The organism is Aggregatibacter actinomycetemcomitans DSM 8324 (assembly GCF_000372365.1).
GTDB classification, from domain to species: Bacteria; Pseudomonadota; Gammaproteobacteria; order Enterobacterales; family Pasteurellaceae; genus Aggregatibacter; species Aggregatibacter actinomycetemcomitans.
In genome coordinates, this window is the sequence record NZ_AQUU01000015.1 from 1 (window position 1) to 23,338 (window position 23,338).

At 45.4% G+C, this 23,338-nt stretch carries 23 protein-coding genes and 3 pseudogenes; 12 read left to right on the forward strand and 14 right to left on the reverse strand.

Annotated features, from left to right (window positions below):
• Together A3CS_RS1000000112335 and sodC are read right to left on the reverse strand one after the other, a co-directional pair.
• Positions 1–264, reverse strand: a pseudogene (locus A3CS_RS1000000112335) (transposase); the annotation flags it as partial.
• 100 nt (positions 265–364) lie between these two features.
• A complete protein-coding gene (gene sodC / locus A3CS_RS0108840; protein ID WP_005547254.1) occupies positions 365–940 on the reverse strand; it encodes a superoxide dismutase family protein in 576 nt (191 codons plus the stop codon).
• Positions 941–1,127: 187 nt separating this feature from the next.
• Between sodC and A3CS_RS0108845 the strand changes: the two genes are divergently transcribed.
• Positions 1,128–1,883 carry a class I SAM-dependent methyltransferase gene (locus A3CS_RS0108845; RefSeq protein WP_005547252.1) on the forward strand — a complete coding sequence of 252 codons (756 nt, stop codon included), beginning with the start codon at positions 1,128–1,130 and terminating at the stop codon, positions 1,881–1,883.
• 46 nt (positions 1,884–1,929) lie between these two features.
• On the opposite strand, the gene recF is transcribed toward A3CS_RS0108845, so the two are convergent.
• From recF to dnaA, 3 genes are read right to left on the reverse strand one after another with little or no spacing between them, the layout of a single operon-like run.
• Positions 1,930–3,006, reverse strand: coding sequence for a DNA replication/repair protein RecF (gene recF / locus A3CS_RS0108850; protein WP_005547246.1), 1,077 nt, complete (start codon positions 3,004–3,006; stop codon positions 1,930–1,932).
• A gap of 3 nt (positions 3,007–3,009) precedes the next feature.
• Complete coding sequence (gene dnaN / locus A3CS_RS0108855; RefSeq protein WP_005589012.1) at positions 3,010–4,110, reverse strand: DNA polymerase III subunit beta; 1,101 nt, start codon at positions 4,108–4,110, stop codon at positions 3,010–3,012.
• Positions 4,111–4,120: 10 nt separating this feature from the next.
• The gene (gene dnaA / locus A3CS_RS0108860; protein WP_005547242.1) at positions 4,121–5,482 is read right to left on the reverse strand and encodes a chromosomal replication initiator protein DnaA; all 1,362 of its coding nucleotides are present in this window, start codon (positions 5,480–5,482) and stop codon (positions 4,121–4,123) included.
• A gap of 417 nt (positions 5,483–5,899) precedes the next feature.
• Between dnaA and rpmH the strand changes: the two genes are divergently transcribed.
• From rpmH to mnmE, 5 genes are all read left to right on the forward strand, one after another.
• Complete coding sequence (rpmH, locus tag A3CS_RS0108865; protein WP_005539760.1) at positions 5,900–6,034, forward strand: 50S ribosomal protein L34; 135 nt, start codon at positions 5,900–5,902, stop codon at positions 6,032–6,034.
• Between the two features lie 12 nt (positions 6,035–6,046).
• On the forward strand, positions 6,047–6,415 hold the full coding sequence (gene rnpA, locus A3CS_RS0108870; protein WP_005539673.1) for a ribonuclease P protein component: 369 nt from the start codon (positions 6,047–6,049) through the stop codon (positions 6,413–6,415).
• Positions 6,370–6,633, forward strand: a complete 264-nt coding sequence (gene yidD / locus A3CS_RS1000000111690; RefSeq protein ID WP_080630374.1) for a membrane protein insertion efficiency factor YidD — start codon at positions 6,370–6,372, stop codon at positions 6,631–6,633. The genes rnpA and yidD overlap by 46 nt, the downstream gene beginning before the upstream one ends.
• Complete coding sequence (gene yidC / locus A3CS_RS0108875; RefSeq protein ID WP_005589573.1) at positions 6,633–8,264, forward strand: membrane protein insertase YidC; 1,632 nt, start codon at positions 6,633–6,635, stop codon at positions 8,262–8,264. Before yidD ends, yidC begins: the two co-directional genes overlap by 1 nt.
• A 127-nt stretch (positions 8,265–8,391) precedes the next feature.
• Positions 8,392–9,747 (forward strand): tRNA uridine-5-carboxymethylaminomethyl(34) synthesis GTPase MnmE, encoded by a 1,356-nt coding sequence (mnmE, locus tag A3CS_RS0108880; protein ID WP_005547230.1) that lies wholly within the window; start codon positions 8,392–8,394, stop codon positions 9,745–9,747.
• Between the two features lie 103 nt (positions 9,748–9,850).
• On the opposite strand, the gene era is transcribed toward mnmE, so the two are convergent.
• From era to grcA, 5 genes are all read right to left on the reverse strand, one after another.
• Positions 9,851–10,759, reverse strand: coding sequence for a GTPase Era (era, locus tag A3CS_RS0108885; RefSeq protein WP_005575646.1), 909 nt, complete (start codon positions 10,757–10,759; stop codon positions 9,851–9,853).
• Positions 10,756–11,436: a ribonuclease III gene (gene rnc / locus A3CS_RS0108890; protein WP_005539664.1), complete on the reverse strand. Its 681-nt coding sequence runs from the start codon at positions 11,434–11,436 to the stop codon at positions 10,756–10,758. Before rnc ends, era begins: the two co-directional genes overlap by 4 nt.
• 6 nt (positions 11,437–11,442) lie before the next feature.
• Positions 11,443–12,465, reverse strand: coding sequence for a signal peptidase I (lepB, locus tag A3CS_RS0108895; RefSeq protein ID WP_005547226.1), 1,023 nt, complete (start codon positions 12,463–12,465; stop codon positions 11,443–11,445).
• A 10-nt stretch (positions 12,466–12,475) separates the two neighbouring features.
• The gene (gene lepA / locus A3CS_RS0108900) at positions 12,476–14,272 is read right to left on the reverse strand and encodes a translation elongation factor 4 (RefSeq protein ID WP_019518417.1); all 1,797 of its coding nucleotides are present in this window, start codon (positions 14,270–14,272) and stop codon (positions 12,476–12,478) included.
• Positions 14,273–14,435: 163 nt separating this feature from the next.
• Complete coding sequence (grcA, locus tag A3CS_RS0108905) at positions 14,436–14,819, reverse strand: autonomous glycyl radical cofactor GrcA (RefSeq protein ID WP_005539658.1); 384 nt, start codon at positions 14,817–14,819, stop codon at positions 14,436–14,438.
• 285 nt (positions 14,820–15,104) lie between these two features.
• Between grcA and ung the strand changes: the two genes are divergently transcribed.
• The 5 genes and pseudogenes from ung to pfkA all read left to right on the forward strand — a co-directional run bounded on the left by ung (position 15,105) and on the right by pfkA (position 19,078).
• Entirely contained in the window at positions 15,105–15,773 is a 669-nt protein-coding gene (gene ung, locus A3CS_RS0108910) for a uracil-DNA glycosylase (RefSeq protein ID WP_005547222.1), read from the forward strand.
• 21 nt (positions 15,774–15,794) lie between these two features.
• Positions 15,795–16,563 (forward strand): annotated as a pseudogene (gene yaaA / locus A3CS_RS01000000111080) (peroxide stress protein YaaA).
• A 1-nt stretch (position 16,564) separates the two neighbouring features.
• Positions 16,565–17,131, forward strand: a complete 567-nt coding sequence (locus A3CS_RS0108920) for a hypothetical protein (protein ID WP_005547219.1) — start codon at positions 16,565–16,567, stop codon at positions 17,129–17,131.
• Positions 17,131–18,051: a cation diffusion facilitator family transporter gene (locus tag A3CS_RS0108925; protein ID WP_005547217.1), complete on the forward strand. Its 921-nt coding sequence runs from the start codon at positions 17,131–17,133 to the stop codon at positions 18,049–18,051. The genes A3CS_RS0108920 and A3CS_RS0108925 overlap by 1 nt, the downstream gene beginning before the upstream one ends.
• Before the next feature lie 61 nt (positions 18,052–18,112).
• Positions 18,113–19,078 (forward strand): 6-phosphofructokinase, encoded by a 966-nt coding sequence (pfkA, locus tag A3CS_RS0108930; RefSeq protein ID WP_005547215.1) that lies wholly within the window; start codon positions 18,113–18,115, stop codon positions 19,076–19,078.
• 99 nt (positions 19,079–19,177) lie between these two features.
• Here the strand turns inward: pfkA and rlmC are convergent.
• From rlmC to hinT, 4 genes and pseudogenes are all read right to left on the reverse strand, one after another.
• Positions 19,178–20,355 (reverse strand): annotated as a pseudogene (gene rlmC / locus A3CS_RS01000000111085) (23S rRNA (uracil(747)-C(5))-methyltransferase RlmC).
• A gap of 1 nt (position 20,356) precedes the next feature.
• Positions 20,357–21,403, reverse strand: coding sequence for a beta-N-acetylhexosaminidase (nagZ, locus tag A3CS_RS0108940; RefSeq protein ID WP_005547209.1), 1,047 nt, complete (start codon positions 21,401–21,403; stop codon positions 20,357–20,359).
• Position 21,404: 1 nt separating this feature from the next.
• Positions 21,405–21,758: a YcfL family protein gene (locus A3CS_RS0108945; RefSeq protein WP_005547208.1), complete on the reverse strand. Its 354-nt coding sequence runs from the start codon at positions 21,756–21,758 to the stop codon at positions 21,405–21,407.
• On the reverse strand, positions 21,759–22,109 hold the full coding sequence (gene hinT, locus A3CS_RS0108950; protein WP_005547206.1) for a purine nucleoside phosphoramidase: 351 nt from the start codon (positions 22,107–22,109) through the stop codon (positions 21,759–21,761). It lies immediately after the preceding gene.
• Between the two features lie 312 nt (positions 22,110–22,421).
• On the opposite strand from hinT, the gene focA reads away from it, so the two are divergent.
• Positions 22,422–23,273 (forward strand): formate transporter FocA, encoded by an 852-nt coding sequence (gene focA, locus A3CS_RS0108955; protein ID WP_005547204.1) that lies wholly within the window; start codon positions 22,422–22,424, stop codon positions 23,271–23,273.
• Positions 23,274–23,338 lie beyond the last annotated feature (65 nt).

Sequence of the window (23,338 nt, forward strand, 5' to 3'; positions counted from 1 at the left end):
ATCTGTGCACGTGCTAATGCCAGCTCTCGTTGCAGCTTTTTAAACGCTTTTGGGGAAAAGTCTGTTTGTTCCGGGATTTCAATCGCTTTCTTTTTCATCTTTGGCTTCACTATTTTAGGGCGTTGAGGGTTTATATAAGGGGATTTTACGCCATTAAGCCCTCTTTCACGAAAGGCTTTTCCAATAAATGACTTGAGAACGAGAAATCTGATGAAATTTAGCCACCTCACGGATACCCAAATCCTGCTCGGTGACCTGTTTGATAGTTTTTTAACGAAATTGGTAAGAGTAAGACATAATCTGCACCTCAAATTAGGTGTCCGGGTTTTGGGGTGCAGATCACTTTTTTGTTTCGGAAAGCGGATTATTTAATTACACCACACGCCATACGCGGACCGCCGCCGCCAAGTGGGGCCGGGTGATCGGAGTGGTTATCGCCACCAGCGTGGATCATGAGGGAGTGACCGCGCACGTCGTCTAAGTGTTTAATGCGTGGGGCTAAAACCGGGTTAGCGGCTGTGCCGTCGTGTAATACGGTTAATGCCGGTAAATCACCTAAATGGGCGTCATCTTGCCATGGGTAGCCGTGTTGTTTGGTGTCTTTCGGATCCCAGTGACCGCCTGCGCCAAGACCTGCGGTAAGTTTGCCGTCTTTTTCTTTTGGTTCACAGCTTGGGTTTTGGTGAATGTGGAAACCGTGCAAACCTTCCGCCAAGCCTTTTAAATTTGGGGTGAATACCAAGCCGTAGCTGGATTCGGTGATAGTGACCGTACCCACATCTTTGTTGCCGTTGACCGGATCTAATTGCTGTATTTTAACTTCAATAGATGGTCCTTTAAGAGGCATCATCATGTTGTCATGCTTATGTTCATGAGCATTAGCAATGCCTGCAGAACAGATTGTGCCGATTACTATGGCTAAAATAGTTTTGATTTTCATTTTTAGCTCCTATTTATGTAAGAAAACCTTTGTCATTATAACCAAACTTAGTAATAAAACCGATAAGTTTTAATAAAATATTAACTATTAAATCATTTACTATTTTAATGTGTTGGCTTTTTATATTTAATAAAAATCATATTTATTTATAATGTAAGCTGTTTGGTGTTATTGAGGAGAAAGCAAAATGGGTAAAGAAGAAGTCGGCCATAATTTTTTAGCGCGTTTAGGTAAAACCCGTTTACGTCCGGGCGGTCGTAAAGCGACGGATTGGTTGATTGCCAGTGGTGATTTTAGTCAAGATAAAAAGGTGCTGGAAGTGGCATGTAATATGTGTACCACGGCAATTGGGCTGGCGAAGCAATACGGTTGCCACATTGAAGGCGTGGATTTGGATGAAAACGCGTTGGAAAAAGCTAAAGCCCATATTGTGGCGAATAACTTGCAGGATAAAATTCATGTACAACATGCCAACGCCATGAAATTGCCTTTTGAAGATGACACGTTTGATATTGTGATTAACGAGGCGATGCTCACCATGTTACCGGTGGAAGCCAAAATGAAAGCGGTTGCCGAATATTTTCGTGTGTTAAAACCGGGTGGTTTTTTGCTTACCCATGATGTTATGTTGGTAGGGGATGATCACCAGACGATTTTAAACAATATGCGCGATGCCATTAATGTCACGGTCACACCGCTTACCAAAGACGGCTGGAAAAAGATCTTTACCGACAGTGGATTCCGTAATGTTGAAACCTTCTCTGGCGAGATGACGTTGCTGTCACCGAAGGGTATGATTTATGACGAAGGCGTGTTTGGTGCGTTGAAAATCATTAGAAATGCCATGAAAGCGGAAAATCGCGAGCAGTTTAAGAAAATGTTTAAGACCTTTAATGATCCTGAACATAAATTGCATTTTATTGCGGTTTGCAGTCAGAAATAAACCGACGGTCTTACAAATTAGCCCTCATGATTGAGGGCTGATTTTTTTATAACAATGCTATTTTTCCCGTATCTATCTTAAAAGTGCGGTGCTTTTTCGGTTGCATTTCTTTGAGTTGGTTTGATGTGATGGCGGTGACAAATACTTGCGAGCCGCTGTTTTGCAGACGTTCTGCCAAAAGACGCCGTTTGGTTTGATCCAATTCGGAAGCGAAGTCGTCAATTAAGAAAATACAATGGCGTTGCTTTTGCCGCATTAAGTGTTCCCCTTGGGCGAGGCGGAGGGCGCTCATTAATAATTTCAGCTGCCCGCGCGATAACACATCTTCCACCGGTAACCCGTTCGCTTTAAAACGAAAATCCGCTTTTTGCGGGCCGGAAACCGTGTAGCCTAAGGCGCGATCCCGTTCAAAATTGCGTTCCAGTAATTCCGCATAATGTTGTTCTTTTTCCCAGCCTTGATGGAAACTCACGCTAATGTCTAATTCGGGTAAGAATAAACGGCAGGTTTGTTCTATTTCCGGTTGTAGCGCCAGGGCATAGTCGGCGCGCAGTTGGCTGACTTGTTCGGCAAGTTTGACCAATTCCATATCCCAGATCTTCATTTGCGAATAAGCGGAGGTTTGTTGTAAAGCGGCGTTTCGTTGCTTAAGTAAACGGTTTAAACTTGCCCATAAATTATAGAAAGCCACATGATGATGAAATAAGCCCCAATCCAGAAAGGCGCGGCGATAGCTTGGCCCGCCGTTGAGCAGATTTAAGCCTTCCGGCGTAATGATTTGCATGGGAAGCAGGTGTGCCAAATCGGAAATTTTATTGCCGTCTTCGCCGTTAATTTTAACGAGGGTATTGCCCTGACGCAGTTTTTGCAACCCTACCGACCATTGATGCTGTTGTTCCTGAATTTGCCCGAACAGGGTAAAGTGCGGTTGATCGTAAGAAATGATTCGATTACTGACCGCACTTTTAAAGGAGCGCCCGTGCCCCAGATAAAAAATCGCTTCCAGTAAACTGGTTTTGCCGCTGCCGTTGTTGCCGACTAAAAAGTTAAAGCCGTGATCCAATTCCAGATCCACGGCTTGTAAATTACGAAAATTTTCGACGGTTAAACGTGAAATCGCCATAAATTATAAACGCATCGGCATAATCACATATTCCGCGCTGGCATCTTCACAGTCTTCAATTAAGCAGCTGGAGGAGGCGTCCGTTAAGCGCATACGCACCTGATTACACTTAAGTGCGTTGAGCACATCCAAAATGTAGCTCACGTTAAAGCCTACTTCCATTTCCTCGCCGCTGTAAGACACGTCGATAATTTCTTCCGCCACTTCCTGTTCGGGGTTGGTGGCGGTGATTTTGAGTTGATTTTCACTGAGTTGTAATCGCACACTGCGGAAACGTTCGTTAGATAAAATCGCGGCACGTACGAAAGCCTGTTTTAAGGTCTCCCAACCGGCTTCCACAATGCGGGTGGCATTGCGTGGTAATACGCGGCGATAATCCGGGAAGCGGCCGTCAATGAGTTTGGATGTGAAGGTGATATTGTTTAGCTGAATGCGTAAGTTATTGGTGCCGATTTGTAAACGCGCCGGTTGATCACTCGGTTCCAGCAAACGGGCAAGTTCCAGCACGCCCTTACGCGGTAAAATTACCGAATGGGTCTGTAAATCCTGCTCCAGCGGAATGGTGCATACCGCCAAACGGTGACCGTCGGTCGCTACGGTACGCAATAAATTGCCTTCCGTCTCAAACTTCATACCGTTTAAGAAATAACGGGCATCTTGGTTCGCCATGGAAAATTGGGTGGCTTCAATTAAGCGGCGCAAGGTGGCTTGCTCAAGCGTAAAATCCACTTCCGATTGCCAGTCCGTTAAATTCGGATAATCTTCCGCCGGCAAAGTGGATAAATTGAATTTACTGCGATCGGAACGCACAATAGCGCGATCTTCTTCAAATGTCACAGCAATTTCTGCATTATCCGGCAGGCTGCGACAAATATCCAGGAATTTTTTCGCCGGAATAGTGAATTTGCCGTCTTGTTCCGCATGAAGTAATGGGGTTTGGGTGGACAGTTCCACTTCTAAATCCGTACCGGTAATATTTAATTGATTATTTTCAATTTGCAGCAATACATTATTTAATACCGGAATATTCGGGCGGCTATTCAGCACGCCGCACACTTGTTGTAAGGGTTTTAGTAAATTTTCTCTGGAAATAATAAATTGCATCATATGACTCCTATACGGATAAAATTCGGATTAAGTTAGCCCAATCTTCTTGAATATTCGGATCGGTGTCGCGGAATCCTGCAATGGTGCGGCAGGCGTGTAAAACCGTGGTGTGATCACGATCGCCGAAGGACTTACCGATTTCCGGCAGGCTACGGTTGGTTAATTCTTTTGCCAATGCCATGGCGACCTGACGCGGACGTGCCACCGAACGGGAACGGTTTTTGGATTTCAGATCGGAAACCTTAATGCGATAGTATTCGGCGACGACTTTTTGAATATTGTCCACGGTGACCAGTTTGTCCTGTAGCGCCAGCATATCTTTTAAGGTTTCCCGCACAAAATCAATGGTGATCGGTTCGCCTTTGAACTCTTGCATGGCTTTCACACGATTTAACGCGCCTTCCAATTCACGCACGTTGGTACGTAGTTTTTGCCCGATAAAAAACGCCACATCGTGCGGTAAATCAACATTATTTTCTTCCGCTTTTTTCATTAAAATCGCCACGCGGGTTTCTAAATCGGGCGGCTCAATAGCGGTGGTTAAGCCCCAGCCGAAACGGGATTTCAGTCGTTCCTCAATTTTTTCGATTTCGCGCGGATAACGGTCGGAGGTGAGAATGATTTGGCGCCCACGTTCAAATAATGTATTGAAAATATGGAAAAATTCTTCCTGGGTTTTTTCTTTGTCACTGAAAAATTGAATATCATCCACTAATAAGGCATCCAACGAACGGTAGAATTTTTTGAATTCTTCCATTTTGTTATCGCGAATATAAGCCACGACTTGCTGCACAAAGCGTTCGGAGTGAATATACACCACGCGCGCGTTCGGATTATTGGCGATAATACCGTTGCCGATAGCGTGCAATAAGTGGGTTTTACCCAAACCAGTGCCGCCGTATAAGAAAAGCGGGTTGGCAGTTTGTTCGCCGGGATTGTCCGCAACCTTTTGCGCCACAGCACGTGCCAGTTGGTTGGATTTCCCCTCAACGAAATTTTCAAACACCAATTTGGTATTTAAATTGGAATGATAAGGTGTTTTAGCGGAGCTTTTTTCTTCGGAAAAACCGACCGCACTTTGTTTCTTTGCCGGTTTCTCGGCTTTCGGTGCGGCAGGCTTAATACCTTCGATGACGGATACGTTGAGGTTCGGATTGGTACTGGTTTGACGGGCGATGTCGGTGATCAAGGGAAGATAGTTATCGACCACCCATTTTTGCACAAACGCGTTTGAGGCGTAAAGTAGGACACCGTTTGCATTTATATCGGCTTGCAACGGATAAAGCCAGATTTTGAAATCGTCCGCAGGAATTTTATCTTGTAGTTGCAGCAGACAATTTTGCCACAGAGAATTCGGCCGGTTTTCCACGTTAATATATCCCTTGTTTATTGGTTTACGTTTTTTCCTAGACTACTTTGCCAACCTTTATCTCATTGTTTTTCATTGAATTTATATGGTTTTTACTGACTTTTTCGCCATAAAGTGGGGTTGGAAGGGCGATCATTTTACAATAAAGGAAAAAAAAGATCTTCCACCCGCTTCTAAAAAAAGCAAAAAAGGTTGCTTGCCATTTTTAACCAAAACCGTATAATTCCTTCGCTTTTAAATGCTGTGAGTGGTGGAAAATTAAACGGATTGCCGGGTTTTTCCTGAATCTCATTTGACGAGCATCGAATTTATGATTACAATTCGGCTCCCTATTTTTCAACAATCTTTGTTTATTAAATGTTTTTGAAACGTTTAAAATAGAAACAGTTAAACTAATTTTGACTTAGGTACATTACAATGAAACGCACATTTCAACCTTCTGTATTAAAACGCAGCCGTACTCACGGTTTCCGTGCCCGTATGGCGACTAAAAATGGCCGTCAAGTTTTAGCCCGTCGTCGTGCTAAAGGTCGCAAAAGTTTGTCTGCATAATCGCATATCAATGTGATTAAGCTAAACTTTTCCAGGGAGTTACGTTTGTTAACTCCCGAACATTTTAAATATGTCTTCCAACAGCCGTCCCGCGCCGGTTCACCTGAAATCACCATTCTTGCCCGCCAAAATCACCTTGAGCATCCCCGCTTAGGCTTAACCGTAGCAAAAAAACACCTGAAACGTGCCCACGATCGTAATCGGATTAAACGATTATGCCGGGAATCTTTTCGTTTAGCGCAACATGATTTGCCGAACTATGATTTTGTGATTGTGGCAAAACAGGGAATCGGTGTTTTAAACAACCGCACTTTATGGCAAACGCTGGATAAATTATGGCAACGACACATTCGTTTAGCGCAAAAATCCTCATCGGATTAATTCGTTTTTATCAAATCGTTATCAGCCCGTTAATCGGTCCGCGTTGCCGTTTTACGCCCACGTGTTCCTGTTATGGCATTGAGGCGGTAAAAACGCACGGCACGCTAAAAGGTGGTTGGCTTACGCTTAAACGTATATTAAAATGTTATCCTTTAAATACGGGTGGGTACGATCCCGTTCCACCGAAGATCAATAATAACAAAACAGAGAATAAATAATGGATTCAAGACGAGGCCTGCTGGTCATTGCACTACTCTTTATGTCTTTTATTGTTTATCAGCAATGGCAACTGGATTATCACACGCCAAAACCTGTAACAACCGAACAAACCGCCGCATCGGCATCCGATGTACCTGCCTCTTCCAATGCGGGTAATGCGGTTATTGCAACGGACACCCAAGCAAAAGGCAAAATCATCACCTTGGAAAATGATGTATTTTGTTTGAAAATTAATACATTGGGCGGTGATGTCGTCAGTTCCGAGTTATTGAAATATGACGCCGAGTTAGATTCAAATACCCCGTTCATGTTGCTACAAAATACACCACAACATGTGTATATCGCACAAAGCGGTTTAATCGGTAAAGACGGGATTGACACCAAATCAGGTCGCGCGGACTATCAAGCAGACGGTGATAATTTTAAATTGGCCGATGGGCAGAATGAATTGAGCGTACCTCTTGTTTATGTGAAAGACGGCGTAACCTATCGTAAAGTCTTCACATTAAAACGTGGTGAATATAACATTGCCGTCAATTACGAAATCAATAACCAAAGCGATAAAACCATTGAAGTGGAACCTTATGGTCAATTAAGACACACTTTAGTTGAAAGCTCCGGTAATGTGGCAATGCCGACTTATACCGGCGGCGCCTATTCTTCTTCCGAAACCAATTATAAAAAATACAGTTTCAGCGACATGGAAAATGCCAACTTGTCCATCAATACCAAAGCCGGTTGGGTGGCTGTGTTGCAACACTATTTCGTTTCTGCCTGGATTCCGAATCAGGATGCCGATAATCAGCTTTACACCTTAATCGACAAAGCCAATAACATCGGTTCAATCGGTTATCGCGGTCCGGTAACCAGCATTCAACCAAATACGACGGAAACCTTAACCAGCAAATTATGGACTGGTCCGAAGTTACAAAATGAAATGGCACAAGTGGCCAACCATTTGGATTTAACTGTTGACTACGGTTGGGCATGGTTTATTGCAAAACCGCTATTCTGGTTGTTGACCTTTATTCAAAAACTGGTGCATAACTGGGGTGTGGCGATTATCTGTGTCACCTTAGTGGTGAAAGCGATTTTGTATCCGCTCACCAAAGCACAATATACTTCTATGGCAAAAATGCGTATGTTGCAACCGAAATTGCAGGAAATGCGCGAACGTTTCGGTGAAGATCGTCAACGTATGAGCCAGGAAATGATGAAGCTGTATAAAGACGAGAAAGTCAATCCATTGGGCGGTTGCCTGCCGTTGTTATTACAAATGCCGATTTTCATCGCTTTATATTGGACTTTTTTGGAAGCCGTTGAATTGCGTCATGCACCGTTCTTCGGTTGGATTCAAGACTTATCTGCACAAGATCCGTATTATATCCTGCCGATCTTAATGGGCGCTTCCATGTTCCTGTTACAAAAAATGTCACCGACGCCGGTTGCCGATCCGATGCAGCAAAAAGTGATGACCTTCATGCCGTTAATCTTCATGGTGTTCTTCCTTTGGTTCCCGGCGGGTCTGGTGCTTTACTGGTTGGTGTCCAACTTAATCACGATTATCCAACAACAACTGATTTACCGTGGTTTAGAGAAAAAAGGGTTACATACCCGTCATAAAAAATAGTTGAATCACTCCTATCGAAAAGGCACGTATCGGTGCCTTTTATTTTAGTTAAAAAACGCATCAAAAAATGACCACACTTTAAAGGAAAAAGTGCGGTCACAAAATCTAATGTTTTGAGAATAGGCTTATGAAAGAAACAATCGTAGCACAAGCCACAGCCCCGGGGCGCGGCGGAATCGGCATTTTGCGTGTATCCGGTCCTAAAGCCATTGAGGTGGCGCAAGCGGTGTTGGGGAAATGCCCGAAACCGCGTATGGCGGATTATTTGTCTTTTAAAGAGGCGGACGGAACCGTTTTGGATCAGGGCATTGCACTGTATTTTAAAGGACCGAATTCCTTTACCGGCGAAGATGTGCTGGAACTTCAAGGACACGGCGGGCAGGTTGTGCTGGATTTGCTGTTAAAGCGGATTTTGCGCATTGAAGGCATTCGTTTGGCACGTCCGGGCGAGTTTTCCGAACAGGCATTTTTGAACGATAAACTGGATTTGGCGCAAGCGGAAGCTATCGCCGATTTAATTGATGCCAGTTCCGAGCAGGCAGCGCGTTCGGCGTTAAAATCCTTGCAGGGCGAATTTTCCAATAAGGTAAATCAGTTGGTGGATTCGGTGATTTACCTGCGCACGTATGTGGAGGCTGCGATTGACTTCCCCGATGAAGAAATCGATTTCCTCGCCGACGGCAAAATCGAAGGGCACTTGAATGATATTATCGCGCAGCTGGACAAGGTTCGCGCCGAAGCAAAACAAGGTTCGATTTTACGCGAAGGCATGAAAGTGGTGATCGCAGGTCGTCCGAATGCAGGCAAGTCCAGCTTGTTGAACACTCTTGCCGGGCGGGAAGCGGCGATTGTAACCGACATTGCGGGAACGACGCGCGACGTATTACGTGAGCACATTCATTTGGACGGAATGCCGTTGCATATTATTGATACTGCAGGGCTACGCGATGCCACCGATGAAGTGGAGCGCATCGGTATTTCCCGTGCATGGCATGAAATCGAGCAGGCGGATCGCATTTTGTTGATGTTGGATAGCAGCGATACGGAACAGGATTTGGCAAAAGTGCGGTCGGAATTTTTGGCAAAATTACCGAACAACATTCCGCTGACCATTATTCGTAATAAAGCGGATTTAAGCGGCGAAGCGGAACGTTTATATGAAGAAGATGGCTATACTGTGGTGAATTTGTCGGCGAAAACCCAGCAGGGCGTAGATTTATTACGTGATCATTTAAAACAGGCGATGGGCTATCAAACAGGTATGGAAGGCGGTTTCCTGGCGCGTCGTCGTCATTTGGAAGCGTTGGAATTGGCGGCGCGACATTTGCAAATGGGGCATGTTCAATTAACCCAATTCCATGCGGGTGAATTATTGGCGGAAGAACTACGTATGGTGCAAAGCGCGTTAAGTGAAATTACCGGTCAATTTACCTCTGACGATTTGCTGACGAATATTTTCAGTTCGTTTTGTATCGGCAAATAAGGCAAAAGTGCGGTCGAAATTTCAGGTGTTTTTTCTACCGCACTTTGGGTGTGTCGGCGTATCCATTCGGCATATAAAAAGGTGAGCGTTATGCCCACCTTTTTTAATCTTCCATATAGCCCAAACTGCGTAGGGCACGTTCATCATCCGCCCAGCCGGATTTCACTTTCACCCAAAGCTCCAGATGGACTTTGTTGTCAAATAAGCGTTCCATATCAAGGCGGGCTTCGGTGCCGATTTTTTTCAGCTTTTTACCTTTATGCCCGATGACGATTTTTTTCTGACCGTCCCGTTCCACTAAAATTAAACCGTTAATTTCGTAAGTGCCGCGTTCATTGACTTTAAATTGTTCAATTTCCACCGTGACGGAATAAGGCAATTCCTCGCCCATAAAACGCATGAGTTTTTCGCGGATAATTTCCGATGCCATGAAACGTTGAGAACGATCGGTGACGTAATCTTCCGGGAAATGGTGTATGCCGGGGCGGAGTGATTTGCGCACGATTTGTTCAAGCACATTAATGTTATTGCCTTTTTCGGCCGAAATCGGCACGACGTCGGCGAAATTAAATTTGCTGCTGATTTCGGTGATAAACGGCAGCAAATCGTCCTTGTTTTTAATGTTGTCGATTTTATTAATGGCGAGCACCACCGGCGCTTTGGTTTTGCGCAGTTTGTTTAGCACCATTTCATCATCGTCGTTCCAGTGTGTGCCGTCCACCACGAAAATCACCAACTCCACATCGCTGATAGCACTGCTGGCGGCGCGGTTCATCAGGCGATTGATGGCGCGTTTTTCTTCAATATGCAACCCCGGGGTGTCCACGTAAATTTCTTGATACGCACCTTCGGTTTTAATGCCCACAATGCGGTGGCGGGTGGTTTGGGCTTTGCGTGAGGTGATGGAGATTTTTTGTCCGAGGATTTTATTCAGCAGGGTGGATTTGCCTACATTCGGACGACCGACGATAGCAATAAAGCCGCAGTAAGTTTGGTTTTGTTGTTCGCTCATTTGATATTCAACTCTTGTAAAATTTGTTCTGCCGCCGCCTGTTCCGCTTTACGACGACTGGAGCCTTTACCGATAAAAGTGCGGTCACTATTTTGGATGGAACATTCCACGATGAACAATTGATTATGGGCTTCTCCTTGAATATTCACGATATTGTATGTCGGCAAAGGCAGGCGATTGCCTTGTAAATATTCCTGCAAGCGGGTTTTCGCATCTTTTTGATTGTCGCCCGGTTTAATTTCTTTCAATAAATTCTGATACCACTGACACACAATTTGTGTGGCATTTGTCAGATTGCTGTCCAGTGAAATCGCGCCGATAATGGCTTCCACGCAATCCGCCAGAATAGATTCACGGCGGAAACCGCCACTTTTTAATTCCCCTTGACCGAGCAAAATATAATCACCCAGCTTAAAATCCCGCGCCAGAAGGGCAAGGGTCGGTTCGCGCACCAAGGTGGCACGCATACGGCTCAATTCCCCTTCGTTACATTTCGGGAATTGATGGAACAAGGCTTCGCCGATGGTTAAATTCAAAATGGCATCGCCTAAAAATTCCAACCGCTCATTGTGTTGATGTCCGGCGCTACGATGGGTTAAAGCCTGTTTAAGCAACTCGATATTTTGGAACCTGTAGTTAATTTGACGTTGTAAACGTTCTAATTGATTTTCTTTCATATTGAATTATTGGATTTTTTGGAACAACCGTTCGGTGCGTACGTCGGTCGGCCATTCATCCTGTTCTTTCTTCAAACTCAGCCAAATGTAGGTGGCTTTGCCGACGATATTTTGTTCCGGTACAAAGCCCCAAAAACGGCTGTCTTCGCTGTTGTTGCGATTGTCGCCCATCACGAAATAGTGATTTTCTGGCACAACCCATTCGGTTACGTAATTGTCCTGTTTATCAAAGGCTTTATAGCGGAAACTTTCATTTCTCACTTCAGGTGCCCAATGAATCGCATGGGAAACATCGCCGCTTTCGATAGTTTCCAACGGGGAAGGGCCATAAACAATCTTGCCTGCGTAATCACGTCCTAAGATGAAACGGAAATTTTCATTCGGTTGCGGCTGGGTGTAACTAAACTCTTTGGTGATGCAGTCGGTGAGGCATTCTTTGCCGTCTTTACCGTAAATGATGGTGAGGTGACGGTTGACATCATTATAAATGACCCGATCGCCCGGCGTGCCGACAACACGTTTAATGTAGTCTACGCTTGGGGATTCCGGCGCTTTGAACACGATCACGTCACCGCGTTGCGGTTTGCCCATTTTGATTAAAGTGTTTTGGAAGACGGGATCTTTAATGCCATAGTCAAATTTATTCACCACAATAAAATCGCCTATGCGTAAGGTCGGTTCCATTGACGAAGAAGGGATTTGGAACGGTTCGAACACAAAGGAGCGAATAATTAACACAAACGCCAACACCGGAAAGAGTGACGCCGTAAATTCGGCACTTTCGGAAATCGGTTCGATTTGCGCTTTTTCTTCATCCGTTAAGGTTTTTCCACTGCGTTGTTCTAACCGACTTATTTGTCTGGCGCGTTTCGGCAATACGCCAAAACGCAGATAACACCAAACCACGCCGGAAAGTGCGGTGAAAATAATCAGTAAAATTGAAAAGGTGTTAGGCAGTTGGAAATGATCCAATAGCTTCCATAAACCATATCCGACAGCGATTAAAATAATTGTAAATAAATTCGACATTGACACTTCCTTACTTGTCTTTTCCAACGTGCAAGATGGCTAAGAAGGCTTCTTGCGGCACTTCCACGTTACCCAGTTGTTTCATGCGTTTCTTACCTTCTTTTTGTTTTTGCAACAATTTCTTCTTACGGCTCACGTCGCCGCCATAACACTTCGCCAAAACGTTTTTACGCAATTGTTTCACCGTAGAACGGGCGATAATGTGATTGCCGATGGCAGCCTGAATGGCAATATCAAATTGCTGGCGCGGGATTAACTCACGCATTTTTTCTACCAATTCACGACCGCGATACGGCGCGTTGTCTTTGTGTACGATTAACGCCAAGGCATCCACGCGTTCGCCATTGATCATAATATCCACGCGAACCATGTCCGCCGCCTGGAAGCGTTTGAAACCGTAATCCAAAGACGCATAACCGCGTGAGGTGGATTTTAAGCGGTCGAAGAAATCCAGCACTACTTCGCCCATCGGGATTTCATAGGTAAGCGCCACTTGATTGCCGTGATACACCATGTGGGTCTGTACCCCGCGTTTTTCCACGCACAGGATAATCACATTGCCTAAATAGGTTTGCGGTAACAGCATATTACATTCCGCAATCGGCTCGCGAATCTCCGCGATATTGTTTAACGGCGGCAGTTTTGACGGGCTATCTACATAGACTACCTCGCCATTGGTAAGTTCGACTTCATAGACTACGGTCGGCGCGGTGGTGATTAAATCCAAATCATATTCTCGCTCCAGGCGCTCCTGAATGATTTCCATGTGCAACAGCCCAAGGAAACCACAACGGAAACCGAAACCAAGTGCGGTGGAATTTTCCGGCTCATAGAACAGAGAAGCATCGTTAAGGCTTAACTTACCTAACGCGTCACGAAAGGCTTCGTAATCATCGGAACTGATTGGGAAAAGCCCCGCGTAAACCTGTGGCTTCACTTTTTTAAAGCCCGGTAGTACGGAACTTGCAGGATGATTATGTAGGGTCAACGTATCGCCTACCGGCGCACCTAAGATGTCTTTAATGGCACATACCACCCAGCCCACTTCGCCGCAATTTAACACGTTGGTATCCATTTGTTTCGGGGTGAAAATCCCCAAGCGATCCACGTTATACGATTGCCCGGTGGACATCACTTTGATTTTATCACCTTTGCGTAATGTGCCGTTTTTAATTCGTACCAAGGACACCACGCCCAAATAATTGTCAAACCAGGAATCGATAATCAAGGCTTGTAACGGTGCGTTCGGATCTCCTTCGGGTGCCGGGATTTTCGCCACGATTTCTTCCAATACGTCTTCAATGCCCACGCCGGTTTTGGCGGAGCAGCGCACCGCATCAATGGCATCAATACCTACAATGTCTTCAATTTCTTCCGCCACGCGTTCAGGTTCGGCGGCAGGCAGGTCGATTTTGTTTAAAATTGGTACCACTTCCAAATTCATTTCAATGGCGGTGTAACAGTTCGCTAAAGTTTGCGCTTCCACACCTTGCCCGGCATCCACCACTAACAATGCACCTTCACAAGCGGCGAGGGAACGGGACACTTCATAAGAAAAGTCAACGTGCCCCGGGGTGTCGATAAAGTTAAGTTGATAAGTTTCGCCGTCTTTGGCGTTGTAATTTAAGGTCACGCTTTGCGCTTTAATGGTGATCCCGCGCTCACGTTCAAGATCCATGGAATCCAGCACCTGCTCCGCCATTTCGCGATCGGATAACCCGCCGCAGGTCTGGATTAAACGATCCGATAAGGTGGATTTACCGTGGTCAATATGGGCAATAATGGAAAAGTTGCGAATATTCTTCATAACTAGGTAAGTTTTCTCATAAAAAGTCATTAAATTTAACTGGCGGATTGTACCTGAAAAGCATGGGAATCGCTAGAAAAGAAAAGTGCGGTCGTTTTTTTCGGCGTTTTGAAAAAATAAAACCCCGAATCGCTTCGGGGTTTCTTTTCAATTCAACCTGAAATTATAGGCTTTCAGTGAAAGTACGGGTGATAACGTCGCGTTGTTGTTCCGGTGTTAAAGAGTTGAAACGTACGGCATAACCGGAAACACGGATGGTTAATTGCGGATATTTTTCAGGGTGTTTCACCGCATCTTCTAATGTTTCACGACGTAATACGTTAACGTTTAAGTGTTGACCGCCTTCCACTTTAACGGTTGGTGCAACATCTACCGGCAATTCGCGATATTCGATTTTACCAAGTTCACTTACTGCAACCACTTGGTCTTCAGCGTAATCGCCTTTTGCACATAAACAACGAGCTTCACCTTTTTCGCTATCTAACAACCAGAAAGAGTTTAACAGATTGTCGTTAGCCGCTTGGGTAATTTGAATACCTTTAATCATAAATGCCTCCTAAATTTGGCGCGTTTGTATATTAATTGAACGGTGCGGATTTTATCAAAAATTTTGAAGTTTTCAAATTAATTTGACCTGGAACCAAAGTCTTTTTTTAATTAATTTTTAATATTTGATGCACGTCAAAAATATTTGGCATTTTTGAGGTGTTTTTAACAGAATAAGGCTGTTTTTATCACAATTTTATAACAAATAAACTGCGTCGCTTACTATGAATTTTACCCGAGGTTCTTTATAATTCCATTTCATTAAGAAATGTGTTGGAATTTTGGTATGAGAACCTGGAAAGATGTGATTGGACAAGAAAAACAACAGCCTTATTTTCAGCAGGTGTTGGGACGGGTGCATGCGGAGCGCGAACAGGGCAAGATTATTTACCCGCCGGCGCCGGATGTGTTTAATGCCTTTAAATTAACCGAATTTGAACAAGTGAAAGTGGTGATTTTAGGGCAGGATCCGTATCATGGTCCGAATCAAGCGCACGGTTTGTCTTTTTCCGTAAAACATGGTGTGCGTCCGCCGCCCTCTTTAGTGAATATTTATCAGGAATTGTCTAAAGACATTGAGGGTTTTCAAATTCCCAATCATGGTTGTTTGCTGGAATGGGCGCAGCAAGGCGTGTTATTGCTGAATTCGGTGTTAACCGTGGAACAAGGTCTGGCGCATTCTCATGCCAATTGGGGCTGGGAAATTTTCACCGATAAAGTGATTGAAACCTTGAATTCACAACGGGAAAATCTGGTCTTTTTATTGTGGGGCAGTCCGGCGCAGAAAAAAGGGCGGTTTATTGACAGACAAAAACATTGCGTGCTGACATCCGTGCATCCTTCGCCGTTATCCGCCCATCGCGGTTTTTTCGGTTGCCGTCATTTCTCCCAAGCCAATGCTTATTTACAACAACACCATATTACGCCGATTAACTGGCAATTAACTTCAATTTAGCTTTTATTAATAGGAATTTTTATGCTCGCGATTATTTCTCCGGCAAAAACCTTAGATTTTCAGTCCGCAGTGCCGGAAAAACTCCCGAAATTTCAACCGCACCTTTTGGCGCAAAGTCAACAATTAATCGACATTTGCCGCCGCCTGACACCGGCGGATATTGCTTCGCTCATGTCTATCAGCGACAAACTTGCCGGGTTGAATGCCGCACGTTTCGCCGAATGGCAGTTGGAACATAACGAACACAATGCCAAAGCGGCGGTGTATGCCTTTAGAGGCGATGTTTACACCGGCTTGGACGTGGATTCCTTAAGCAATGACGATATGTTGTTTGCACAACAGCATTTGCGCATTTTGTCCGGGTTATATGGGCTGTTAACGCCGCTGGATTTGATTCAGCCTTATCGTTTGGAAATGGGCACCAAATTAGCCAACGGCAAAGGCGCCGATTTGGCATGGTTTGGTGACGCAGGCGTTACAACAGGCGATTGATGAACAACAGGACGATGTTTTGGTGAATCTGGCGTCCGATGAATATTATAAATCGGTGCAACCGTCGAATTTAACGGCGCAAATCATTAAACCGGTGTTCCTGGATAATAAAAACGGCAAATATAAAATTATCAGTTTCTACGCGAAAAAAGCCCGCGGTTTAATGTGTCGTTATATTATTCAAAATCGCGTAACGGAAGTAGAGCAGTTGAAAGATTTTGACTTCGGCGGTTATTGGTTTGACAGCGCGTCCTCAAGCAAAACGGAATTTGTCTTTAAACGGGATTTGGCGGAGTAACATGAAGATAAAAAAAACACTTGGATTTTTGACCGCACTTTTTCTGGCAGCCTGTGCCTCAAAACCGCAGCTACAGGTGCCGCAAAGCCTGCAACATAATCAGAAAACCTATGATTTGGCAAGCCGGCAGGATTTGGATTCCGTTACCCGTTATTTTTATGTGCTGCCGGGCGAACAAGCGTCGAAATGGCAAAGTGCGGTGGAAATTCTGCTCGATCGTGGTGAGCAACATCGCACGCTGGAAGAGCGTGCAGAGTGGCGCAAAAAGATTTACACCAACACCGGAGTGAAGTATTTCAAGCTGGATGTAAAAGATGACGCGCTGTATTCTTATGTGATTTATGAGCCGTCGGCACAAAGTAAAGACTGGCAGGTGAATGTGGCGAAAGGCAAGAATGTAGCGCCTTGCGGGTTCGTGCAATATCAATATTCCATGAAAATTCCGCGCACCCATAAATTACGCAATATGAGCAATAAAAAAATCATCAGCCACTTGAAGAAATTCTTCGTAGATAAAGAAATGAAAAAGCTAACGCAGGCGGATTGGGCGTTGGGATGTAGAAGATAATGCCCGCTGTCGCTTATTCCGCGCAGGTGAAAAAAGCCGCGCATTTTGCCATTATTACTGCGCTGATTTTAATCTTAGCAAAAGGCATTGCCTGGTGGCAAACGGGCTCGGTCAGTATGCTTGCCTCCATAACGGATTCCATGCTGGACTTGCTGGCGTCCTTTATGAGCATGTTGATTTTGCGCTTTGCGTTAATGCCGGCGGATCATAATCATTCTTTCGGTCACGGCAAGGCGGAATCGTTGGCGTCGCTGGTGCAAAGCGCGTTTATTTCCGGTTCGGCGATTTTCCTGTTATTGCAGGGCATTCATCGTTTTAATTCACCGCAGGCGCTGACTAACACGTCGCTCGGCATTGTGGTGACGCTGTTTTCTATTTTGGCAACGGCACTTTTGGTGTTATACCAAACCCGCGTGATTAAACAAACGGACAGCCCGGCGATTAAAGCGGATCGGTTGCATTATCAAACCGACCTGCTGATGAATGTGGCGATTTTGATTTCCCTTGGCTTAAGCGCTTACGGGGTGTTATTGGCGGACGCGGTTTTTGCTATTTTAACCGCCCTGTATATTTTGTTGAATGCCGCCAAAATGCTGTTTGATTCGGTGCAGTTATTGTTGGATCAAATGCTGCCGTCACAGGAAATTGAGCAAATCAACGCATTGCTTACCACCGAAATCGCGGAGGATCGGCGCATTCTTGGCTTTCACGCGTTACGCACCCGACGTTCCGGCGCCATTCGTTTTATTCAGTTTCATTTGGAGTTGGCGGATGAGCTGTCATTTATTGACGCCCATGACATCACCGAACACTTGGAACGTCAATTACAGAGATTATTTCCGCGCAGCGACATTGTGATTCACCCTGAACCCACAATTGTGGTGCAACGGGAAATGCAAGTAGATAAAAAAGTGATATAATTTGCGCATTTTGATCAAAGACGATTTTCTTAAAAATTAAAACTTATGTAGGGTATGACTTATGATTAAAAAAATTGCAGTATTAACAAGTGGTGGCGATGCCCCGGGTATGAACGCCGCAATTCGCGGTGTGGTCCGTTCAGCATTAGCCGAAGGGTTGGAAGTGTATGGTATTTACGACGGGTATCATGGTTTATATAACAATAAAATCAAACAATTAACCCGTTATAGTGTGTCCGATATTATTAATCGCGGCGGTACATTCTTAGGGTCTGCCCGTTTCCCTGAATTTAAAAATCCTGACGTGCGGGCAAAATGTGCGGAGATTTTACGCTCTCACGGCATTAGTGCTTTGGTAGTTATCGGCGGTGACGGTTCCTACATGGGCGCAAAATTATTAACGGAAGAACATGGTTTCCCTTGCGTCGGTATCCCGGGCACTATCGATAACGACGTTGCCGGCACCGACTATACCATCGGCTACCAAACCGCCCTTGAAACTGCCGTTGAGGCCATCGATCGCTTACGCGACACCTCAAGTTCCCATCAACGCATCTCTATCGTCGAAATCATGGGGCGCCATTGTAGCGATCTCACTATCTCCGCAGGGATTGCCGGCGGTTGCGAATACATCGTGGCGTCAGAAATCGAATTTAATCGTGAAGAGTTAATTCGCCAAATCGAAAGAAGCATTATCAAAGGCAAACGCCACGCGATTATCGCTATTACCGAGCTTATTTGCGACGTAAACGAGTTAGCGCGCGAAATTGAAGCCCGCGTGAAACACGAAACCCGCGCCACTATTTTGGGTCATATTCAACGTGGCGGCACACCTTGTGCTTTCGACCGTATTTTAGGTTCGCGCATGGGGGTTTATGCCGTTGATTTGCTGTTACAAGGCAAAGGCGGCTACTGCGTGGGTATCCAAAACGAACAATTGGTTCACCATGACATCATCGATGCGATCAACAATATGCGCCGTGAATTCAAAGCCGATTGGTTGAATATGTCCAAACGTTTGGATTAATTCTCCTCCCTTCTCACGCTAAAGTGCGGTCGGAAATTCATTTGTTTTTTTGACCGCACTTTTTCTGATTTTCCACCTTCTTTAATATGAATTAAGCCCTTATTTATGCAATTTTAACAACACCAACACCTCATAATGGGCAGTATGCGGGAACATATCGAACAGTTGGATTTTTTCCGACTGGTAATGAGTGAGGGATTGCAAGTCCTTGCCCATGGTTTCGGCGTTGCAGCTGGAATAGAGGATAAAGTGCGGTTGCATTGCATTGAGGAATTCGGCGAGTGTCTTGCCAACGCCACGGCGGGGCGGGTTGACGATAATCAAATCAGGTTTTTCCGCCTGGGTTAAGGCAAAATTTGCCGCATCCAGAGATTGAAAACTCAACTGTTCGGCAAGCCCAAGCTGTTGTGCCGATAATGTGGCGGCGGCAATGGCGGAGGCGGAGATTTCAATGCCGGTGAGACGAAGGGTTTTCTGCGTATGTCGCTGTTGTAGCGCTTGTAAACAATGTAATCCGAAGCCGCCCACACCGCAAAATAAATCCCAAAGGGTGTTAATCGGCAGATCTTGAACCCATTGTTGCGCCGTGCCATACAATCCTTCTGCAACCAGCGGATTGGTTTGGAAGAAACCTTGCGGGCGGATGAACAGCGGAATGCCGTTAAACGATTCCGGTAAAGTGTGTTGTTCCGTGAGGAAAATCTCTTTTTCCCCTTCTAAAATAGCGGCATTTTGTGGCTGAATGTTGACGCTGATGTGACGGCAAGTTGCGGCAGCTTTTGACGCAACGCCGGCAATTCCCGCCGGATCAGCGGCAGTTTGCTTTCCGAGCGCAACACAAAACGCAACATCAGTTGATGACTGTGTTGGCTTTCCGTCAGCAGAATATGTTTCAGTTCCCCTTTTTGTTTTGCTACGTTGTAGGGCACGAGTCCCGCGCGGGCGATGAAGTCTTTGAGAATGGGGAAAATCGCCTGAAAGCGTTGCGGGTAAAGCGGGCAATCGCACAAATCTACCGCACTTTGTGGCGCTTGCGGATTCGGCAGAATACCGAGAATCGGGCGTTCCACCGCGCCGCTGATCACCATTTTGGCTTTGTTGCGAAAAGCGGTCGGCTGTGATTGAAACGGCTTAAACCACGTTAAACGGGAGGTATTCAAACCTTGCAACTGCTGTTGCAAGTGCGCAGTTTTCTGTTCCAGTTGTGCGGCATAAGGCGTTTCCAACCATTGGCAGGAACGACAATCGCCCCGTCGATAATGTTCGCAAGGGATCATATTAACCTTTGGTTGCCAGCCATTGCTGTTGAAGTGCGGTCAGTTTTTCGCGATTTTCCAACCAACGTGGCGCGGATTCCAGCTCTGACCAAGTGAAACTTTTACGTTTGAAGAGGCGTCGTAAGCGCTGTTGGCGTAGCAAAAAGTGCGGTTGTTTTTCCGTGAGTTTTAACTGGTCCAACACTTGAATCACGCCGTCCCGTTCGTTGCAAAGCAATAATAAATCGCAGCCCGCATTCAGTGCCTGTTCACTGCGAGCTACAAAATCGCCCATAAATCCGGCGCCTTTCATGCCGAGATCGTCGGAGAAAATGGCACCGTTAAAATGCAGCTGATGGCGTAAAACATCTTGCAGCCAATAGGCGGAACCGCTCGCCGGTTGGTTATCGCATTGCGAGTAAATCACATGAGCGGGCATGATGGCTTGCAGAAGGTGTTGTTCAATGAGTTGTTGAAACGGTTGAATGTCTTGCCGGAAAATCTCGTCTTTGCTTCGTTCGTCATAAGGCGTTTCCAAATGGGAATCGGCGATAACGTGCCCATGCCCGGGAAAGTGTTTGCCCGTTGCCGCCATGCCTGCCTGGTGCATGCCGCGAATAAAATTGGCTGCCAAATCCACCGCACTTTTGACGTCGTCACCGAAACTGCGATCGCCGATGGCTTTGCATTGGTGACCGAGATCCAGCACCGGCGCGAAGCTCAGATCAATATCAAGTGCGGTCATTTCTGCCGCCATTTGCCAGCCGGCTTCCTGCGCCATTTTCTGTTGTTGCGCCGGATCTTTAATCAGCGCGGAAAACGCCTGCATGGCGGGAATTTGAGTGAAGCCTTCACGAAAACGCTGTACCCGACCGCCTTCCTGATCCACGGTAATCAGCAACGGTTTTTTCACTTTTTGTCGTACGGATCGGATAAGCGCTTGAAGTTGCGCGCGATCGTGAAAGTTGCGGGTGAAGAGAATTAAACCCGCCACCAGCGGGTGTTCCAGCAGTTCGATTTCTTCCTGTTGAAGTTCGTAACCGGCTAAGTCAATGAGTAATGTGGACATCTTATTTCAGGCGAAGATATAAGCGATAATTGACGCTGTCGGCGCTCGGGCGGGCGAAAGTCAGCGTTTGTTTTTGCATCGGTTGTAACGTCAATGCGTGCCATGTAGGCTGTTCTTCCGCAAGGATGGTAACGCCGTTTTTGTCGTACCAATACAGGCTGTAAGCCAAATCTACGATGCGTCCGGTTTTGTTTTTCACCCAGGCGTTATCGCTGTTTACACCGGCTTCCACTCTTGCCGCCGCAGGGGCTTCAATGTTTAGAATCGGGTTTTGGGTGTTCAATAAATTCGGCGCTTTGGCGCTACAGGCCGCTAAAAGTGCGGTCAAAAAAAACAGTGAAATTGGTTTTTTCATTTATTTATCCAACATTTTGCCCAACGGTTCGCCGCCGACGAGGTGCATATGTAAGTGGAACACTTCCTGTCCGCCGTGTTTGTTGCAATTGACGATTAAACGATAGCCGTCTTGTGCGATGCCTTCTTGGGCAGCAAGTTTGGCGGCAACGGTGAACAGGCGACCAAGAGTTACTTCATCTTGTTCGGTCACATCATTAACGGTCGGGATCAATTTATTCGGAATGATTAAAATGTGGGTTTTTGCTTGTGGCGCAATATCGCGAAAGGCGGTGACAAGCTCATCTTGATATACAATATTGGCGGGGATTTCTTTGCGGATAATTTTGCTGAAAATGGTTTCGGCTGTCATGGTTTTCTCCTTAAAAAACATTGCGTTTTATGACCGCACTTTTTAGCAGAAAACAGGCTAAATAGCAATTTCTCCTTGATTTTTCGCCTATTTGAACTCACTTGAACGGGTTACGCCTATCTAATTATTGACAAAGAACAAGTTCCCTCGTGAAAACCGAGAAATATTTTTACTTTGCCCCGGAAAGAAAATATAATTAACAAAAATTATAAAAAATAAAATTTTTTTTAAGCTTTTGCTGCTTAAGCAGTGTAGTACGGTTGTAAGTTAGCGTATTTACGAGTTAAAAAATTATAAAAGGGGGATGTTGAAATGGATACCGAAACTTCCAAAACGACTTGTATGGTGTCTCCGGCAGAAATGAGCCAAATCGGCGAGGACGTCGGTGTATACAAAGCTTCAAAAAGACAGATTTTATCGTTTTTTTCAGCTATTCCTGCCGGTGCGTTTATTGCATTGGCGTTTGTTTTTTATACCACTACGCAAACGGGAAGTGTGGGCGGTTCCTGGGGGTTGACGAAATTAGTCGGCGGGATCGTGTTCTCGTTAGGGGTCATTATGGTAGTGGTGTGCGGCTCCGAGTTATTTACTTCTTCTACAATGACGACAGTTGCCCGTGCCGGTGGTCGTATCAGTACGTTTCAAATGCTGCGAAATTGGGTTGTAGTTTATTGTGGTAATTTCGTCGGCGCAATTTTTATTGTTTTAGTCATTTGGTTTTCCGGTCAGACAATGGCTGCTCACGGGCAGTGGGGGCTCACCATTTTAAGTACGGCGCAACATAAGATTCACCATACATGGATTGAAGCGTTCTGCTTAGGTATTTTATGTAATATCATGGTGTGTATTGCCATTTGGATGACATACGCGGGAAAAACGTTAACAGATAAAGCCTTCATTATGATTTTACCGATTGCTTTGTTTGTGGCCTCAGGGTTTGAGCACAGTGTGGCGAATATGTTTATGATTCCGATGGGGATCATTACCGCACACTTTAGCTCACCTGAATTTTGGCAGGCAATTAATATGGATCCTCAGCAGTTTGCGGACTTGGATCTTTATCATTTTGTGGTGAAGAATTTAATTCCGGTCACGCTGGGTAATATTGTTGGTGGTGGTTGTTGTATTGCATTGACTTTATGGTCAATTAATAGACTGCACTAATCGGTTTATGGTGGGATGGAAAGAAAAGAAGAGGGTATGTTTTTCTTTCTTTCCCGGTCGTAGAT